The organism is Noviherbaspirillum album, from assembly GCF_035916955.1.
Classification (GTDB): domain Bacteria; phylum Pseudomonadota; class Gammaproteobacteria; order Burkholderiales; family Burkholderiaceae_D; genus Noviherbaspirillum; species Noviherbaspirillum album.
This window is the reverse complement of the sequence record NZ_JAWIIV010000010.1, coordinates 142,090-160,608: the sequence shown is the minus strand read 5'-3', so window position 1 is coordinate 160,608 and position 18,519 is coordinate 142,090. Positions and strand designations below refer to the sequence as shown.

At 62.2% G+C, this 18,519-nt stretch carries 20 protein-coding genes; 16 read left to right on the top strand and 4 right to left on the bottom strand.

Features of this window, described 5'->3' with window-relative positions; translation table 11 throughout:
* Positions 1–7: 7 nt before the first annotated feature.
* Positions 8–925 (bottom strand): NAD kinase, encoded by a 918-nt coding sequence (locus tag RY831_RS14135; protein WP_326507054.1) that lies wholly within the window; start codon positions 923–925, stop codon positions 8–10.
* Between the two features lie 130 nt (positions 926–1,055).
* On the opposite strand from RY831_RS14135, the gene RY831_RS14130 reads away from it, so the two are divergent.
* Both RY831_RS14130 and hrcA read left to right on the top strand, forming a co-directional pair.
* Entirely contained in the window at positions 1,056–1,751 is a 696-nt protein-coding gene (locus RY831_RS14130) for an HAD family hydrolase (RefSeq protein ID WP_326506994.1), read from the top strand.
* A gap of 151 nt (positions 1,752–1,902) precedes the next feature.
* Positions 1,903–2,925: a heat-inducible transcriptional repressor HrcA gene (gene hrcA, locus RY831_RS14125; protein WP_326506993.1), complete on the top strand. Its 1,023-nt coding sequence runs from the start codon at positions 1,903–1,905 to the stop codon at positions 2,923–2,925.
* 43 nt (positions 2,926–2,968) lie between these two features.
* Here the strand turns inward: hrcA and RY831_RS14120 are convergent, their stop codons facing one another.
* Positions 2,969–3,295 (bottom strand): PilZ domain-containing protein, encoded by a 327-nt coding sequence (locus RY831_RS14120; protein ID WP_326506992.1) that lies wholly within the window; start codon positions 3,293–3,295, stop codon positions 2,969–2,971.
* A gap of 107 nt (positions 3,296–3,402) precedes the next feature.
* Positions 3,403–3,834, bottom strand: a complete 432-nt coding sequence (fur, locus tag RY831_RS14115) for a ferric iron uptake transcriptional regulator (protein WP_326506991.1) — start codon at positions 3,832–3,834, stop codon at positions 3,403–3,405.
* 92 nt (positions 3,835–3,926) lie between these two features.
* Here fur and RY831_RS14110 point away from each other — a divergent pair, with 92 nt between their 5' ends.
* The 14 genes from RY831_RS14110 (at position 3,927) to RY831_RS14045 (ending at position 17,031) form a co-directional block, all read left to right on the top strand.
* Positions 3,927–4,541, top strand: a complete 615-nt coding sequence (locus RY831_RS14110) for an outer membrane protein assembly factor BamE (protein WP_326506990.1) — start codon at positions 3,927–3,929, stop codon at positions 4,539–4,541.
* 25 nt (positions 4,542–4,566) lie between these two features.
* The gene (dapB, locus tag RY831_RS14105; protein WP_326506989.1) at positions 4,567–5,373 is read left to right on the top strand and encodes a 4-hydroxy-tetrahydrodipicolinate reductase; all 807 of its coding nucleotides are present in this window, start codon (positions 4,567–4,569) and stop codon (positions 5,371–5,373) included.
* 38 nt (positions 5,374–5,411) lie between these two features.
* On the top strand, positions 5,412–6,149 hold the full coding sequence (locus tag RY831_RS14100; RefSeq protein WP_326506988.1) for an energy transducer TonB: 738 nt from the start codon (positions 5,412–5,414) through the stop codon (positions 6,147–6,149).
* Between the two features lie 19 nt (positions 6,150–6,168).
* A complete protein-coding gene (locus tag RY831_RS14095; RefSeq protein WP_326506987.1) occupies positions 6,169–6,846 on the top strand; it encodes a MotA/TolQ/ExbB proton channel family protein in 678 nt (225 codons plus the stop codon).
* 11 nt (positions 6,847–6,857) lie between these two features.
* The gene (locus RY831_RS14090) at positions 6,858–7,280 is read left to right on the top strand and encodes an ExbD/TolR family protein (RefSeq protein ID WP_326506986.1); all 423 of its coding nucleotides are present in this window, start codon (positions 6,858–6,860) and stop codon (positions 7,278–7,280) included.
* Between the two features lie 57 nt (positions 7,281–7,337).
* The gene (locus RY831_RS14085; protein WP_326506985.1) at positions 7,338–7,664 is read left to right on the top strand and encodes a barstar family protein; all 327 of its coding nucleotides are present in this window, start codon (positions 7,338–7,340) and stop codon (positions 7,662–7,664) included.
* Positions 7,665–7,767: 103 nt separating this feature from the next.
* Positions 7,768–10,422 (top strand): leucine--tRNA ligase, encoded by a 2,655-nt coding sequence (gene leuS, locus RY831_RS14080; protein ID WP_326506984.1) that lies wholly within the window; start codon positions 7,768–7,770, stop codon positions 10,420–10,422.
* 13 nt (positions 10,423–10,435) lie between these two features.
* Complete coding sequence (locus RY831_RS14075) at positions 10,436–10,936, top strand: LPS-assembly lipoprotein LptE (RefSeq protein ID WP_326506983.1); 501 nt, start codon at positions 10,436–10,438, stop codon at positions 10,934–10,936.
* Between the two features lie 12 nt (positions 10,937–10,948).
* Entirely contained in the window at positions 10,949–11,965 is a 1,017-nt protein-coding gene (holA, locus tag RY831_RS14070; protein ID WP_326506982.1) for a DNA polymerase III subunit delta, read from the top strand.
* A gap of 97 nt (positions 11,966–12,062) precedes the next feature.
* On the top strand, positions 12,063–13,328 hold the full coding sequence (locus tag RY831_RS14065; RefSeq protein ID WP_326506981.1) for a glutamate-5-semialdehyde dehydrogenase: 1,266 nt from the start codon (positions 12,063–12,065) through the stop codon (positions 13,326–13,328).
* A gap of 8 nt (positions 13,329–13,336) precedes the next feature.
* Positions 13,337–13,759: a CopD family protein gene (locus tag RY831_RS14060; protein ID WP_326507053.1), complete on the top strand. Its 423-nt coding sequence runs from the start codon at positions 13,337–13,339 to the stop codon at positions 13,757–13,759.
* A gap of 78 nt (positions 13,760–13,837) precedes the next feature.
* Entirely contained in the window at positions 13,838–14,440 is a 603-nt protein-coding gene (locus RY831_RS14055; RefSeq protein WP_326506980.1) for a 2-hydroxychromene-2-carboxylate isomerase, read from the top strand.
* A 69-nt stretch (positions 14,441–14,509) separates the two neighbouring features.
* Positions 14,510–15,715, top strand: a complete 1,206-nt coding sequence (locus RY831_RS14050; RefSeq protein ID WP_326506979.1) for a THUMP domain-containing class I SAM-dependent RNA methyltransferase — start codon at positions 14,510–14,512, stop codon at positions 15,713–15,715.
* 122 nt (positions 15,716–15,837) lie between these two features.
* Positions 15,838–17,031 (top strand): GGDEF domain-containing protein, encoded by a 1,194-nt coding sequence (locus RY831_RS14045; RefSeq protein WP_326506978.1) that lies wholly within the window; start codon positions 15,838–15,840, stop codon positions 17,029–17,031.
* A gap of 2 nt (positions 17,032–17,033) precedes the next feature.
* Here RY831_RS14045 and RY831_RS14040 read toward each other — a convergent pair whose 3' ends face one another.
* The gene (locus RY831_RS14040; RefSeq protein ID WP_326506977.1) at positions 17,034–18,248 is read right to left on the bottom strand and encodes an extracellular catalytic domain type 2 short-chain-length polyhydroxyalkanoate depolymerase; all 1,215 of its coding nucleotides are present in this window, start codon (positions 18,246–18,248) and stop codon (positions 17,034–17,036) included.
* Positions 18,249–18,519: the final 271 nt, after the last annotated feature.

Below are 18,519 nucleotides of genomic sequence, written 5' to 3'. Positions count from 1 at the left end.
ACAGCCGCTATTTTAACTTGCCCGTCACGGATGGATATTCGTTCCAGTGCAGCTTCTCGCGCAAGGTGTCGTAATAGCTCCAACCTTGCGGATGCAGGAAGGTAATGGTGTAGGCGGACCGGCGGATCACGATGCGGTCGTGGTGCTGCAGGCTGGCCAGCGACTGCATGTCGAAATTGGCGCTGATGTCGCGTCCTCCCATGATTTCGATCTCGATGGTGCTCGAATCGGGCACGATGATGGGACGGTTCGACAACGCATGCGGCGCGATCGGCACCAGCGCCAGGCCCGACAGGCTGGGATGCAGGAGGGGGCCGCCGGCGGACAGGGCATAGGCGGTCGAGCCGGTCGGCGTCGCGACGATCAGGCCGTCCGAGCGCTGGTTGTACATGAACCGGCCATCGACTTCGACCTTGAGTTCGGCCATGCCGGTGGTGGCGCCGCGCGCGACGACGACATCATTGAATGCGAGTGCATGGAAAATCTGTTGTCCGTCGCGCAAGACGGAACCTTCGAGCAGCGTGCGTTGCTCGGATTCAAGATTGCCGTTCAACATTTCCGCGAGCACGTTGAACATGCTCTCCTGCGGAATGTCAGTCATGAAACCGAGGCGTCCCTGGTTGATGCCGACCAGCGGAACGCCGAAACGCGCCAGCTGCCGGGCGATGCCCAGCATGGTGCCGTCGCCGCCGACGACGATGGCGACGTCGGCATGCTGTCCGATTTCCTCCGGTGTCATCTTGGTCAGGCCGGGCAGCGCAACATTATTGGCCGTTTCCGACTCAAAGACGATTGCATGCCCGCGCTTGACCAGGAACGAGGCAAGGTCCGACAGGGATTGCTCGATACCGGCGGCCATGTACTTGCCGATGACGGCGATCGTCTTGAATGCGGGTGGAGAGGAAAGTGGCGTGGCGGGCAACATGCTGCAGATTAGACCATAATTTCGCTGTGCCATGCAGGTGCGCTGTCAGTCGCAACGTCCGTCGCTCCTACAGTTGGTCCTTCGGCCGCTCCGTGCGGCACGCCGTTGAAAACCCGTTTCCGGAAATCCTATGTCAGTGATAAAAGCGGTTCTGTTCGACCTTGACGATACCTTGTGGCCGATTGTCCCCGTCATCAGGCGCGCCGAAAATATTCTGTTTGAATGGCTCCGGCAGAATGTGCCCGGCGTGGCCAGCCGCATATCGATCGACGGCATGCGCGCGCGGCGCCAGGCATTGATGGACACCGATCCGGTCTATCAGATCGACCTGCGCGCATTGCGGCATGTGGTGCTGCTGGAGGCCTTCAACGAAGCCGGCGAGGATGTGCGCCTGGTGGAAGAAGCCATGGAGGTGTTCTCCCGCGCCAGGAATGAAGTGACCCTGTTCCCGGATGTCGTCCCAGCGCTCGGCCGGATGCGGCCCAAGCTGGCGCTGGCCTCGGTGTCGAACGGCGTCGCGGACCTGGAAGCCATCGGCATTGCGCATCTGTTTGACGCCTCGATCGCGGCCTACAGCTTCGGCCGGGCAAAACCTGACGCCGCGATATTTCATGCCGCATGCGACGCCTTGAAAATCAGGCCGGCCGAGGCCATCTATGTCGGAGACGATCCCTTGCTCGATGTCGTCGGCGCCCAGAAGGCGGGGTTGCGCGCGGTATGGATGAACCGGCATGAGCTGGGACCGTCCCGCACGCTGCCCGAACATGTCAGGCCGGACGCGATTTGCGGCGACCTGATCGAACTGGAACGCTGGATCGGTCATTGAAAACGACGGATGGCGGCCCCGGCGGTGCGGGCTCCCGACTGTTCTCGACTGTATCTGCAATGCGATAAAACTCTGATAACTATCAACTTTTTCTGACCACAAGCAGCAACAGACGGTGGCACGCGGCGTGTGGCATCGTTAGAATACCCCTATGCAACTCGATACTCGCGCACAAACTTTGCTTAAGGCCCTCGTGGAACGCTACATCGCCGATGGTCAGCCGGTGGGTTCCCGTGCGCTTTCCAAGATCTCCGGCCTGGAGCTGTCGCCGGCCACCATTCGCAACATCATGGCGGACCTGGAAGAGATGGGATTTGTTGCAAGTCCGCACACCTCGGCCGGCCGCGTTCCGACTCCGCGCGGCTACCGCATGTTCGTCGACACGCTGCTGACCGTGCAGGTGATCGACGAAACCACCGTGGAGTCCAAGCTGCAGCCCCGGCTGCAAACCAAGTCGCCGCAGAAGATCATTTCCAATGCCGCCCAGGTGCTGTCGTCGCTGTCGCAGTTCGCCGGCGTGGTGCTGACGCCGCGGCACGAGTCGGTATTCCAGCAGATCGAATTCCTGCGCCTGTCGGAAAAACGCATCCTGCTGGTGATCGTCGCACCCAACGGCGACGTGCAGAATCGCCTGCTCCTGACCGACGCCGACTATTCGCCGTCGCAGCTGGTGCAGGCGGCCAATTACATCAACCAGCATTTTGCCGGCCACAGTTTCGATGAAGTACGCGCCCGGCTGCACGGCGAGCTGAAGAAATTGCGCGACGACATGACCAACCTGATGCAGGCGGCGGTCGAAGCCGGCAGCGATGCCATGGCGGAAAGCGCGGAAGAAGTCGTGATTTCCGGTGAACGCAATCTGCTCAGCGTCACCGACCTCGCGTCCAACATGACGTCCCTGCGCAAGCTGTTCGACCTGTTCGAGCAGAAAACCAGCCTGATGCAGCTGCTCGATGTGTCGAGCAAGGCGACCGGGGTGCAGATTTTCATTGGCGGGGATTCGCAATTGCTGCCGGTCGACGATATGAGCGTGGTGACCGCGCCCTATGAAGTCAACGGCAAGATCGTCGGCACGCTGGGCGTGATCGGACCGACGCGGATGGCTTACGAACGGGTGATACCGATCGTGGACATCACCGCGAAACTGCTCTCGAACGCCCTGAGCCATACCTGACCCCTGCCCCCTGACCGGCTGCGCCTCTCCTGCACGGGAAGCGTCATCCCATCATCAGCTGGGCGACGGTCTTGCTGTTGGCGGCATCGATGTTGGTGAACTGAAAGCCGATGCGAAAGCCGTCGGCTCCGGCAAGAATGCTGTACACCACCTTGCCCTGTCCCATCACTCTCACCATTTTCCCATTGAGCGGCGCCTCGAAGCCGACCGTGCATTCCTGTCCCACCCGCAACTGTTCACTCACCAGCATGCTCAGCCCTCCGAGGGAAATGTCGAGCGTGCGGCAGCGCACCGGGTTATTGCCGGGCACGACAATGATTGCCTGGCAACGCATGACCTTGCGGGGAAAGCTTCTCGGTTCAGGTTTCATGCGGAATTGGGCTGTATGCCAGGGCCGGGAGTTGGACTCGCCCTGGCAGTGTCATGGAATGCCTTGCGGCACAGTTCAGGTTGGCGATCAAGGCGGAGCCGGAAGAACTATCTCGAGCGATGCGGGCAATCGGTCTTGGTGCAGTGGGCGTACAGGGCAAGCGCATGTTCGGAAATGGAAAAACCGCGCTCCTTGGCAATGCTCTGCTGGCGCTTTTCGATTTCTTCATCGAAGAACTCCTCAACGCGGCCGCAGTCGAGGCAGACCAGGTGATCATGGTGTGAGCCTTCATTGAGCTCGAATACCGCCTTGCCGGTTTCGAAATGATTGCGATGCAGCAGGCCTGCCTGTTCGAATTGCGTCAGGACACGATAGACCGTTGCCAAACCGACATCCATATTTTCGGTCAGCAGGATTTTATAGACATCTTCCGCACTCAGATGGCGCACCGCGCTATTCTGGAAAATATCGAGGATCTTCAGGCGCGGCAGGGTCGCTTTCAGGCCGCTTGCCTTTAACTCGGAGGGATTGCTGGGCATGTTGTTGATCGGAATCGGATTATCTGCTTTATCATATAGCGTTTTGGGCCAATTGCCCAATGACCCAATTGCTCAACGAATTGAGATCCACTATGCGACCGTTGTTTTCTTCCATTGATCGTACACCAGTTACCGTCCGTATGGTGTGCCTGGCCATCGCCGCTTGCCTGGCCGGATGCGCGTCCAAGAATCCGCTGATCGACGAACCCGCAAGCGTTTCCGCTCCTGCAGCCAAACCGGCCCAGGCCGATACCGCGAACGCAGGCACGGCCGCAACCACAACTGCGCAGGCAAGATCCGAGGCATCGTCTGCTTCGGCTCCCGCAGCAAGCGGCGTCACAACCACCGGCCCGACCGGCATCCAGCGTTTCCTCGGCATCATTTCGCCATACAAGATTGATATCCAGCAGGGCAATTTCATTTCCCGCGAAATGGTGGCGCAGCTCAGGGAAGGCATGCAGCGTCCCGAGGGCGTCACCCGCGAGCAGGTGCGTTTCGTGCTCGGCACGCCGCTGCTGACCGACATCTTCCACTCCGACCGCTGGGATTATCCGTTCCGCCTCAAGAAGCGCACCGGCGAAGTCATTTCCAGCCACGTGACGGTATTCTTCAAGGACAATCGCCTCGTCGATATCGACGGCGGCACGCTGCCGACCGAACAGGAATATCTCGCATTCATCGCCGGCTCAGCGCCGGGCAATAAATAACAAGCAACAGGTAACGGGTTTCGACATGACTCCATTGAAAATCGCTGTCGCGGGCGCATCGGGCCGAATGGGCCGGATGCTGATCGAGGCCATCCAGAACGCCGATGACGCCGTACTCGCCGGCGCGCTCGACCTGCCGGGCTCACCGGGACTCGGCAGCGACGCCGCCTCCTTTCTCGGCAAGCCGGCCAATGTGCCGATCGAGTCGGACTTCGCCAAAGGCCTTGCCGACGCCGAATTCCTGATCGATTTCACGCGCCCCGAGGGCACGCTCAAACATCTCGAATACTGTGCCGCGCACGGCATCAAGATGATCATCGGCACCACCGGTTTCGACGAGGCCGGCAAGGCCGCCATCGCCGCCGCCGCCCAAAAGACGGCGGTGGTGTTCGCGCCCAACATGAGCGTGGGCGTCAATGTCACGCTCAAGCTGCTGCAGATGGCGGCGAAAAGCTTTTCGCACGGCTATGACATCGAGATCATCGAAGCGCACCACCGCCACAAGGTCGACGCGCCGTCGGGAACCGCGCTCAAGATGGGCGAAGTGATCGCCGAGTCGATCGGCCGCGATCTCAAGGATGTCGCCGTCTATGCGCGCGAAGGCGTGACCGGCGAACGCGACCCGTCCTCCATCGGCTTCGCCACCATCCGCGGCGGCGATATCGTCGGCGACCATACCGTGCTGTTCGCCGGCATCGGCGAGCGTATCGAAATCACGCACAAGTCGTCCAGCCGGCTCAGCTATGCGCACGGCAGCTTGCGCGCGGCCCGCTTCCTGGCCGACAAGAAGACCGGACTGTTCGACATGCAGGCGGTGCTCGGGCTGGAATAGGCCATGCGCGCACGGTGCGAACGCGGATCGGCCTTCGCATGAAACCCGCGACGGCGATCCTGTCCGCCATGGCAGCCCTGCTGCTGCATGGCGGCCTTGCACTGATTGCCGTGAACCTGCTGTCGCCGAAGGACAAGGCACGGGAACCGCCGAAGCCGATCGAGGTGGCGCTGCTTTCCGAAGAGCCGCCGGCTCAAGCCCCTCCGGCGGCTCCTGCTCCCACCGCTCCCTCTCCTCCGCCCGCACCGCCCGCGCCCCTGCCGGCACCGCCGCCGGTCCCGGCACCCGCAGTCGAGCGAAAGCGGCCTCCCCTGAAGCCGCCCGCCAGGCCGCGTATCGATCGCAAGCCGCCGCGACCGCAGCCCGAAGCGCCCGCCGCCCGGCCTGAAGAACGCCCCTCGCAGTCCAGCGCCGGCAACGCCCCGCCGGCAGCTGCCCCCGTCGCCGAGCCGCCATCCGCCGCGCCGCCCGCGCCGCCTTCCGTGCCGCGCACCCCGGTTTCGATCTCCGCCAGTTATGCCGCCACCAACCGCAAGCCGGAATATCCGCGCCTGTCGCGGCAGCTGGAAGAACAAGGTACCGTGGTATTGCGCGTGCTGGTCAGGGCCGACGGCAGCGCGGGCGCCGTCGAGATTAGGACATCGAGCGGATTTGCGCTGCTCGACCAATCTGCAAGAAGCGCGGTGCAGACATGGCGCTTCAATCCCGCCACCCAGGAGGGCAAGCCGGTGGATGAGTGGTTTCTGATCCCCATTCCGTTTAAACTGCAAAACTAATTTCATTCTGACAAGCACCATGAAAGATACTCTCGGATTCGCGCACTACTGGGCTCAAGGCGATGCCGTCACCCATTCGGTGGCCTACCTGCTGCTGCTGATGTCCATCGCCAGCTGGTATTACATTTTTTCCAAGGCCTGGAGCTCATGGCGTATCCGCAGGAGCGCCGGCGCGCTGGATGGCTTCTGGAAAGCGCCGACCCTGAACGATGCCATCGATATCGTCAGGAACGCGGATACCGAGGATGTCTATGCCCCTCTGGCAATACAGGGCGCGCAGGCCGCCAATGTGAAGGCCCAGACTGGTTCGCTCAACGCCAATGTCGATCCGGGCGAACTCATCACCCGCACGCTGCGCCAGGAAATCAACCGCGTGTCGGCGCGCCTGGAAAGCGGCCTGACGCTGCTGGCGTCGGTCGGGTCGACGGCGCCTTTCGTCGGGCTGTTCGGTACGGTATGGGGCATCTACCATGCGCTGGTGGCCGTCTCGAGCAGCGGCACCGTGCAGATCGACAAGGTGGCCGGCCCGGTCGGCGAAGCGCTGATCATGACCGCGCTCGGCCTGCTGGTCGCCATTCCCGCGGTGCTGGCCTACAACGCTTTCACCCGCGTCAACCGGGTGACGCTGGCGGAACTCGATGCCTTCGCCCATGATCTGCATGCATATCTCACCACCGGCGCGCGCGTCGGGAAATAAAGGAGCCTGCGATGGCATTCGGCGGTTTCAATGACGACAAGAAGCAGGCGCCGATGGCGGATATCAATGTCACGCCCATGGTCGACGTCATGCTGGTGCTGCTGGTGATCTTCATCATCACCGCGCCGCTTTTCACGCATTCGATCAAGCTGGACCTGCCCAGCGCCGAATCGACTGTTTCACCCGACAAGCCCGACACCATTTCGGTGTCGATCGACGGCGAGGGCAAGATCTACTGGAACAATGAAGCGCTGGACCAGGCGGAACTCGGCAAGCGGCTTGAAGTCGCAGCAAAGAAGCAGCCGCAGCCCGAACTGCAGTTGCGCGCCGACAAATCCACCCGCTATGAGATCATTGCGCAAGTCATGTCGGCCGCGCAGGGCAGCGGCATGGCGAAGATGGGCTTCGTCACCGAATCGCAGCAAAAACCCTAGGCTTCACGAACCCAGACAGCAAATAGTAAACGCCTGCCAAATTGACAACCGGAATCCATGCCCTCCATACAGATCGACGGCCGCCAGCTGACCAACTGGGACCAGTTCCACGATACCTGCAAGACCGCCTTCGGTTTTCCCGACTTCTACGGGCGCAACATGGACGCCTGGATCGATTGCATGAGCGGCCTGCGGGATGACGACGGCATGTCGTCCTGGGTGCTCGCCGAGGATGAACAGCTGCAGATCCAGGTCCTGAATTCCGATGTCCTGCGGCGCGACGCCCCCGATATCCTGTCGGCGCTGGAGGAATGTACCGCCGAAGTGAATCAGCTGTGTTCGGAAAGCGGCGAAAAGCCGGCCCTCGGCTTGGTACTGCGCTGATTTTTCAGGACCATTGCCGGCGATTCAGACTGCGCCGGGCGGCAATTGCCGGCGGCAACCCAGTATAATGACGGGTTCAATTCCACTTCCGGCTTCATCCGTCATGCAAGAAAAATATCTCCCCGGCGACGTAGAAAAAGCGGCGCAAGACCATTGGCAGGCCGTCGACGCCTACAAGACCGTCGAACACGCGAAGGACAGGAACGGCCAGGACAGGAAGAAATTCTATGCCTGTTCCATGCTGCCCTACCCGTCCGGCAAGCTGCACATGGGCCATGTGCGCAATTACACCATCAACGACGTGATGTACCGCTACCTGCGGATGAACGGCTACAACGTGCTGATGCCGATGGGCTGGGACGCCTTCGGCATGCCGGCCGAAAATGCGGCGATGGCCAACGGCGTGCCGCCTGCGCAGTGGACCTACTCGAACATCGAGTACATGAAGAAGCAGATGCAGGCGATGGGCCTGGCGATCGACTGGTCGCGCGAGATGACCGCCTGCAAGCCGGATTACTACAAGTGGAACCAGTGGATGTTCCTGAAGATGCTCGAGAAGGGCATCATCTACAAGAAGACCGGCACCGTTAACTGGGACCCGGTGGACCAGACCGTGCTGGCCAACGAGCAGGTGATCGACGGCCGAGGCTGGCGTTCCGGCGCGCTGATCGAAAAGCGCGAGATCCCGATGTACTACGCCCGCATCACCTCCTACGCCGAGGAGCTGCTCGACTTCGTCGACAACAAGCTGCCCGGCTGGCCCGAGCGCGTGCGCATCATGCAGTCGAACTGGATCGGCAAGTCGACCGGCGTGCGCTTCGCTTTCCCGCACGACATCAGCGACGAGAGCGGCGCCAGGATCAACGACGGCAAGCTCTGGGTGTTCACCACCCGCGCCGACACCATCATGGGCGTCACCTTCTGCGCGGTCGCGCCCGAGCATGCGCTGGCCACCCATGCCGCGCAGTCGAATCCGGAACTGGCCGCCTTCATCGCCGAATGCAAGAAAGGCAGCGTCATCGAAGCCGACATGGCGACGATGGAAAAGAAAGGCATGCCGACCGGCCTGTTCGTCACCCATCCGCTGACCGGCGACAAGGTCGAGGTCTGGGTCGGCAACTACGTGCTGATCACCTACGGCGACGGCGCCGTGATGGGCGTGCCGGCGCACGACGAACGCGATTTTGCGTTTGCCAAGAAATACAATCTGCCGATCAAGCAGGTGGTCGCAGTCGAAGGCAAGGCCTATTCGACCGACGCCTGGCAGGAATGGTATGCGGACAAGGAACACGGCATCTGCGTCGCCTCCGGCAAGTACGACGGTCTCAATTACCAGGCGGCGGTCGAGGCGGTCGCGGCCGACCTCGCCGCCCAGGGCATCGGCGAGAAGAAGATCACCTACCGCCTGCGCGACTGGGGCATCTCGCGCCAGCGCTACTGGGGCACGCCGATCCCGATCATCCACTGCGAATCCTGCGGCGACGTGCCGGTGCCGGAGAAAGACCTGCCCGTGGTACTGCCGGAAGACTGCGTGCCGGACGGCAGCGGCAATCCGCTCAACAAGCATGAGAAGTTCCTGCACGTCGACTGCCCGCAGTGCGGCAAGCCGGCGCGCCGCGAAACCGACACCATGGACACCTTCGTCGATTCGTCCTGGTACTACATGCGCTATTGCTCGCCGGGCAGCAGCGAGGCGATGGTCGATGCGCGCAACGATTACTGGATGCCGATGGACCAGTACATCGGCGGCATCGAGCATGCGGTGCTGCACCTGCTGTACGCGCGCTTCTGGACCAAGGTGATGCGCGACTTCGGCCTGGTCAAGTTCGACGAGCCCTTCGTCAACCTGCTCACCCAGGGCATGGTGCTCAACGAAACCTATTACCGCGAAGACGCCAGCGGCAAGAAGACCTGGTTCAATCCGGCCGATGTCGAGCTGAGCTTCGACGACAAGGGCCGCCCGGTGTCCGCGCTGCTCAGGAGCGACGGCCAGCCGGTCGAGATCGGCGGCACCGAGAAGATGTCGAAGTCGAAGAACAACGGCATCGACCCGCAGGCGCAGATCGACCAGTACGGCGCCGACACCGCCCGCCTGTTCACGATGTTCGCCTCCCCGCCGGAGCAGACGCTGGAATGGTCCGGCGCCGGCGTCGAAGGCGCGAACCGCTTCCTGCGGCGCGTCTGGGCGTTTGCTCATGCGCAGGCAGGCCGCTTCGCCGCTGCAAACAATCCCGGCAGCGACTTCGGCAACCTGCCCGAAACGCACAAGACGCTGCGCCGCGAAGTGCACAAGATCCTGCAGCAGGCCGACCACGACTTCAAGCGCATCCAGTACAACACCGTCGTTTCCGCCAGCATGAAGATGCTCAACACGCTGGAAGCGGCCAAGTTCGACGACTCGGCCGCGTCCAATGCGGTGATCGCCGAAGGCTATTCGATCTTCCTGCGCATGCTGTATCCGGTCGCGCCGCACATCACCCATGTGCTGTGGAAGGAGCTGGGCTTCGACGGGCTGCACGGGGATATCCTCGATGCGCCATGGCCGCAGGTCGACGCCTCCGCGCTGGAACAGGCCGAGATCGAGCTGATGGTGCAGGTCAACGGCAAGCTGCGGGGCAGCGTCACGGTGCCCAAGGAAGCCGACAAGGCCGCCATCGAAGCCGCTGCGCTGGCCAACGACAACGTGAAAAAGTTCGTGGAAGGCACGCCGAAGAAGGTCATCATCGTGCCGGGCAAGCTGGTCAACATTGTCGCCTGATCGGAGAACATTCATGCAACGACGCAGCCTTGTCCTCGCGCTGTCCGGCGCCGCCCTGCTGTCGGCATGCGGCTTCCGCCTGCGAGGAGCCGACGGCAAGTCGGGCCTGCCGTTCAGGACCGTGTACATCGGCGTGCCGGAGCGTTCGCCGCTGGGCGTCGAGCTCAAGCGCTACATACGGGCGAGCGAGGACACCACCATCGTCGCCGAACCGAAAGAGGCCGAAGCGGTCATCGAGATTCTCAGCGAAACAAGGGACCGGGCCACGCTGTCGCTCAACACCCAGGGACGCGTGCGCGAATACTCGCTGTATTACCGGCTGACTTTCCAGGTGAAGAACGCCGCGGGAGGCGTGCTGCTGGCGCCGACCGAACTCGTTCTCAAGCGCGACATCAGCTTCAATGAATCGCAGGTGATCGCGAAGGAGAAAGAAGAGGACATGCTGTACCGCGACATGCAGTCCGACGCGGTACAGCAGATACTGCGCCGCATGTCGGCGCTCAAACCCGCTTGAACGGACGCACCGATGCAATTGCGCGCTGACGCACTCGAATCCCACCTGGCGAAGGCGCTGGCGCCGCTCTACGTCATCACCAGCGACGAGCATCTTCTGGCGCTCGAAGCGGCCGACAGGATACGCAAGGCGGCCCGCGCCAACGGGTATTCGGAACGCGAAGTGCTGGTGGTCGAGCGCAGCTTCAAATGGGGAGCGCTGCTGGCAGCCAACCAGTCGCAGTCGCTGTTCGGCGACCGCAAGCTGATCGAACTGCGCATTCCCACCGGCAAGCCGGGCAAGGACGGCGGCCAGGCGCTGCAGGAATACGTGGGCGGACTCAATCCGGACAACGTCACGCTGATCACCCTGCCCAAGCTCGATTGGCAGACGCAGAAGGCGGCCTGGGTGGCGGCCCTGCAGCAGGCAGGCGTGTACATCGACATTCCCCTGGTCGAACGTGCGCAATTGCCGGCCTGGATCGGTGCCCGGCTTGCCGCGCAAAAACAGAGCGCCGACCGGCAGAGCATCGATTTCATTGCCGATCGGGTGGAAGGCAACCTGCTCGCCGCGCACCAGGAATTGCAGAAACTTGCCCTGCTGCATCCGGAAGGCAAGCTTGGTTTCGAGCAGGTGCAGGATGCGGTGCTCAATGTTGCCCGCTACGATGTTTTCAAGCTCAATGAAGCCATGCTGTCCGGCGATACGGCGCGGCTGGTACGCATGATCGAAGGCTTGAAAGGCGAAGGCGAGGCGCTGCCGCTGGTGCTGTGGGCGATGGCCGAGGAAATCCGCACTTTGCTCAAGATAAAATCCGGCGCCGCGCAGGGAAGGCCCATCGGCATGCTGCTCAAGGAGTACCGGATATGGGGCCCGAGGGAGCGGCTGATGGAGCCGGCCGTCAAGCGGCTGCGCCTGTCCACGCTGGAAACGGCGCTGCAGGAAGCGGCGCAAATCGATAAGATGGTCAAAGGCTTGAGAGCCCGGGCATTTGCCGGCGATGCCTGGGACGCCCTGCTGCAGCTGGGCCTGAAGGTGGCGCGCGGCTGAACGCCATGGGCCATGGCGCTCCGCGCGGCCAGCCACGGTGAATTCGCAATTTCACGATTTCGGATTGACATTGATTCGCATAGAAAAGAGCAGGAACATGGACATCAAGCACTACATGAACGACGTCGGCCAGCGTGCCCGCAAGGCTTCCCGCGCCATGGCCAAGGCCGATACCGGCGCCAAGAACAAGGCGCTGGCGCTGATCGCCGCCGCCATCCGGCGCGACGCCGATGCGCTGCGCGCGGCCAACCAGAAAGACATGGAAGCGGCGCGCGCCAACGGCCTGGCGCCGGCGATGCTGGACCGTCTCGCGCTGTCCGACAAGGCGATCGCCACCATGGCCGAGGGCCTGGAGCAGATCGTGTCCCTGCCCGATCCGATCGGCGAAATGTCCAACATGAAATACCGCCCCACCGGCATCCAGGTCGGCCAGATGCGGGTGCCGCTGGGCGTGATCGGCATCATCTATGAAGCCCGGCCCAACGTGACCGTCGATGCCGCCGGCCTGTGCATCAAGAGCGGCAATGCGACCATCCTGCGCGGCGGCTCGGAAGCGATCCACTGCAACCAGGCGCTCGCGAAACTGGTCAAGGAAGGCCTGGCCGGCGCCGGCCTGCCGCAGGACGCGGTGCAGATCGTTGAAACCACCGACCGCGCCGCGGTGGGCGAACTGATCACCATGCCGCAATACGTGGACGTGATCGTGCCGCGCGGCGGCAAGGGCCTGATCGAGCGTCTGATGAAGGAATCCAAGGTGCCGATGATCAAGCACCTCGACGGCATCTGCCATGTCTACATCGACGACAAGGCCGACATCGACAAGGCATTGAAGATCGCCTTCAATGCCAAGTGCCACCGCTACGGCACCTGCAACACCATGGAAACCCTGCTGGTGGCGCGCGGCATCGCGGCGCAGGTGCTGCCGAAGCTAGCCGAGCTGTATGGCACCAAGGAAGTCGAACTGCGCGCCGACGAGGAAGCGGGCAAGGTCCTGGCCGGCTATCCGCGCCTGGCCCGGGCCACCGAGGAAGACTGGCGCACCGAATACCTGGCCGCGATCCTTGCGGTGAAGATCGTCGGCGATGTGGGCGAAGCCATCGAGCACATCAACACCTACTCTTCCCAGCATACCGATGCCATCGTCACCGAAGACTACAGCCGCGCAATGCGTTTCCTGCGCGAAGTCGATTCGGCCTCGGTGATGGTCAATGCCTCGACCCGCTTTGCCGACGGCTTCGAATACGGCCTCGGCGCCGAGATCGGCATCTCCAACGACAAGCTGCATGCGCGCGGCCCGGTCGGCCTGGAAGGATTGACCTCGCTGAAGTACGTGGTGTTCGGCCACGGCGAAGTGAGGGAGTAGCCATGGGCATGCTTTGGATCAAGGCGCTGCATATCGTTTTCGTCGCTTCCTGGTTCGCCGGCCTGTTCTACCTGCCGCGCATTTTCGTCAACCTGGCGATGGAAACCGATGCAACCGCCACCACCCGCCTGCTGCTGATGGCGCGCAAGCTGTATCGCTTCATGTCGCTGCTGGCGATCCCGGCAGTGCTGCTCGGCCTGTGGCTGTGGCTCGGCTACGGCATCGGCAAGGGCCCGGGCAACGGCTGGCTGCATGCGAAGCTGGCGATCGTCGTGCTGCTGATCGGCTATCACCATGCCTGCGGCTCGCTGCTGAAGAAATTCGAGAACGGCCGCAACGCGCGTTCGCACACCTGGTACCGCTGGTTCAACGAAGTACCGGTGCTCGGCCTGCTGGCGGTCACGATACTGGTGGTGGTCAAGCCGTTCTGACGGCCCCGGCTTTGCTACAAGCCCCGTTGCAAGCTTCGTTGCAACATTGTTCGCATACTTAACCGATAGGAGGCCGCCATGGCCCAGGTCTGCCAGTATTTCTTTGCTCCGCAATCTCCTTGGACTTATCTCGGCCATGAGCGCTTCGTCGCGCTGGCGAAGAAGCACGGCGCGCAGATCGAACTCAAGCCTTGCGATCTCGGCAAGGTCTTCAGCGTATCTGGAGGCGTGCCGCTGGCCAAGCGGGCGCCGCAGCGGCAGGCTTACCGGCTGGTCGAGCTGAAGCGCTGGAGCGAGCACCTGCAGATGCCGATGAACCTGCAACCTGCATTCTTCCCGGTGGCCGGCGATGCGGCGGCCATGCTCATCATCGCGGCGCGTCTTGCGCATGGCACCGATGCCGCGCTCGCACTGGCCGGCGCCGTCATGCGGGCGGTCTGGGCCGAGGAGCGCAATATCGCCGATGCGGCGACCCTGGCCGCGATCGCGCGGGAATGCGGCCTTGACGGCCAGGCGCTGGTCAAGACAGCGGAAACATCCGGCGTGCAGGAAGAATACAACCGCCATACCGAGGAAGCGATCGCGGCCAATGTCTTCGGTTCGCCCTGGTATGTGGTCGACGGCGAAGGCTACTGGGGCCAGGACAGGCTGGACTTCGTCGAGCGGGCACTGCAGAAGTAGGACAGCCGCATCGTCGCTCCAGGTCGCAAGATAGATTCAAGCAGCAGTACAACGGAAAAAAGGTACCCCATGACATATTCATATTTCTGCCCCTGCCCGCGCGGGCTGGAAGCGGCACTGGCCGAAGAGATCAACGAGATCGCCCAGGGCAGCCGCACGCTGAAGGTGCACAACCAGGTGCCCGGCGGCGTGCACTGCTCCGGCTCGCTGGCCGACAGCTACCGCCTCAACCTGCATTCCCGCATCGCCTCGCGGGTGCTGCTGCGCATGGCGCAGCGCGCCTATGCCAATGAAAACGACATCTACGACCTGACGCTGGAGCAGCCCTGGGAAGAATGGTTCGGCGTCGATCACACCATCCGTGTCGACCTCACCGCGATCAAGTCGCCACTCAAGAGCCTGGAATTCACCACGCTGAAAATCAAGGATGCGGTCTGCGACCGCTTCCGCGACCTGTACCAGGAACGGCCGTCAGTCAATACCCGCACGCCGGACATGCGCATCGTCGGCTTTCTCGATGCACGCAATTACACCGTCTATCTCGACACCTCGGGCGAAGCGCTGTTCAAGCGCGGCTGGCGCCAGGAAACCGGGGATGCGCCGCTGCGCGAAAACCTCGCCGCCGGCCTGCTGCGCGTGTCCGGCTGGACGCCGGGCACCATCCTGTTCGATCCGATGTGCGGTTCCGGCACCATCCTGGTGGAAGCCGCGCAGATCCTGGCCGGCATTCCGCCCGGCGCCAACCGGAGCTTCGGCTTCGAGAAATTTCTCGGTTTCAAGGCTGCGGAATGGCAGGCCATCAAGGCCGAAGTCAAGCCGAACGCCCTGCCGCGCACGCCCACCCTGTTCGGCAGCGATATTTCCGGCGACATGGTGGTCATGACGCGCAACAACCTGAGCAATGCCGGCATCCAGTTCGATGTGCCGCTCAAGCAGATCGAGGCGCAGGAAGTCAAGCCGCCGAGCGGCATTCCCGGCATCATGCTTACCAATCCGCCGTATGGCGAACGCATCGGCGTGCGCGGCGACAGCAGTCAGCCGGCCGACGAACTCACCACCGCGTTCTACAACGCGTTCAGCACCACGCTCAAGCAGCGCTTCCCGGGCTGGAAAGTCTTCCTGTTCACTGCCGATCTAAGCGTGCCGAAACTGCTGCGTCTGAAGGAAGCGCGCAAGACGCCATTCTTCAATGGCGCGCTGGAGTGCCGGCTGTTCCGCTTCGACATGGTGGCGGGCTTCAACCGCCGCCCCGAAGCGACGCCGAAACCCTCCTGAGAAGCCAAACGGCGCAGATCCGCGCCGTTTGACCCAGCGCAAGCATTTCGACCCGCCTTTTATTTCCATGTGTCAATAAAAGGAAAATATTGCTATATTGCGCCTTTGGAAAAAGGTGCATCGTGGCAGAACTTGATCCGCGCTCGTTGATCTTTGTTGCCGGCCTGCTTGGCCTGCTGTGCTCGGCCATTCTCTTCATGCTGCGCCGCAGCTTTCCGCCTTCCATCGGCGGCCTCAATGAATGGAGCTGGGGTTTGTCCGGCATGGTAGTCGCCAGCGGCCTGTTCGGCATGACCGGCGCCATCCCGGATCTTTTCTGCGTGGTGCTTGCCAATGCCATGCTGGTCGGCGGCATCATGTGCTTCTATGCCGGTTTCCGCCATTTCGCCGGCCTGCCCAGCCGCAGCAGGCTGCTCAAGACGGTGCTGCTGCTGGTGACCGCCTATGTCGCCTGGTTCACTTACGTATCGCCGCATTACCCGTCGCGCGCATTGCTCGTGACCTTCGCCAATACCATCCTGTTCCTTGCCTGCACCGTGCTGGTCTACCGCACCACCGGCGCCTCGCTGGCGGGCCGCTTTACCTGCATGGTCTTCACCGGCATTGGCATGGTGTCCGCCTTCCGCATCGGCGTGCTGCTCCTGCATTTCGATGCGACCACCAGCGTGTTCGGCGCCACCCCGATGCAGAAAATCTATCTGGCGGCGCTGGCGTTTTCTGTGCTGGCCATCACCCTCGGTGCGATCATGCTGGCCAATGAGCGCTTGCGCGCCGAACTGGAATTCATCGCATCGCATGACCAGCTGACCAAGGCTTATTCGCGCGGGGCCTTCATCGACATCCTGGCACGCGAACTTGGCCGCAGCCTGCGATCCGGCCGTCCGCTGGCCCTGCTGATGTGCGACCTCGACAGCTTCAAGTCGATCAACGACCGCTTCGGCCATGCGATAGGCGACCGCGTGATCATCGATTTCGCGCAGCGCGTGCAGGAAGTGCTGCGCAATATCGATTGCCTCGGCCGCTACGGCGGCGAAGAATTCGTCATCCTTCTGCCGGATGCATCACCGAAGGATGCCGAATCCATTGCCCGGCGCATCTGCGGCCACATCGCGGCAACCGCGCCCGACGCGGCACTGCCCCACTACACGGTCAGCATCGGCCTGGCCATCGCGCAGGAAGGCACGATGCAGGTCGACACCCTGCTGTCGGCGGCCGACGGCGCGCTGTACCGCGCCAAGGCGAACGGACGCAACCGGGTCGAACTGGCGTTCCCCCCGCCCCAGCAGCGGCGGGGGGAGCGCTGGGCGGCCGCCTGACATCAGGGGCATTTCCCGTACGCGTAATACCCGGCCGAGGTCCTGCGCACATCGGTATAGGCAGCCGTCGAATAGTAGCCGAGATACTGGTTGGAATTGGTGGCGTAGACATTCCCCGCATATGCATAGGCGCGGCCGTAATAAACATGCTCGACATTGCTGCCGAACCACTGCGCGCAGGTGTAGGGCGCCGAGGCGCTGCCGCTGACGACGCGGTCGATCATGGTCTTGACCGCCACCATCTGCCCGCCGCTCTTGGCGGGGAAATTCACATCGTCATAGCCCCACCAGTCCCAGCAGCCGTTCGGATTGGCAAACGTCGCATTCGCCTGCGGATAGAGAATGATCATGTTATTGGTGTCGGCCCAGCGGTTATATCCGGTCCTCTGGTAGAACTGCGTGCCGACAGTGGCGACATTCTGCTTGCAGCCATGGAAAACGACATGCAGCTTGCAGGCCTGTCCGGCGGCGCAGTTAGCCGGCACATAGGCCCAGCCGTCATTGGCCATGCCGTGATTGGTCGGGTCGCCGTTGCCCCAGAAGGACCGCTGGTTGAAGTTGACGAAGCTGCCGCCAAGCGTACCCGCGTTCTTGGCATTCAATGTACCGTAGATCCATTTCAGGATTTCCCCGGCCGTATCGAAGTTGCAGTCGTTGATGTAGGGACTGGCATTGACGCTGCAGTCATTTCCGTAATCATCGGTCGCCAGCGCATGTTCCGCGGCGATGTTGTTCTTGTAGGTGACGTTGGCCGCGGGCACATAGTTGGCGTACATGGTTTTCAGGTCGTTCATCACCGGCTGCTTCACCGTCGAGTCGATGGTGCCCGAAAAGAGATAGACCTTCGACGTGGACAGGTTCGACGTTGGATCGATATAGCCGTTGCCGGACCAAGTATTGATGGTGGAAATGAGATAGGACAGATTGCGCGAACCGGTGTCGGCCATGCAGGGCCCGGTCGCGATCGTTACACTGCCTTGCGAGCAATACACCGGCCCGCCTGCGATGATGCCGGCACCCTTGCGGATCGTCTTCGAATACGCGAAATGCATCTGCGCCGCCATGTAGCCGCCGGAGGAAATGCCGGATACCGACACCTCGGCCACGTTGACGTTGTACTTCGGCAGCGTCACGACTACGGCGCCGGCGGAATGCGAAAGGACTGCGCCGCCGGCGAGCATTAATGCCCCGGCGGTCCGACCTAGAGTGGATACCATGCTGTCTCCTGAAATTGTTCGATTCCGAGCCGATCGTTGCCGTCTTGGCGGCAATCTGGAAGATAGGCGAGTTTTGGGCACAGTCAAGATGAATGGTAGTTCTACGGGAGCAATGCGCATAATCAACATCCCGCAATTTTTCACTTGACCACATGCCGAGCCCTTGCAGCGCAACATCGGATTCGCGTCCGCAATGCGAAATCCAGTGAACCTGACAGGCCGCAAGTTATCTCATCGCTATCACCGTGACAGAGCGATTGAGATCGCGGTC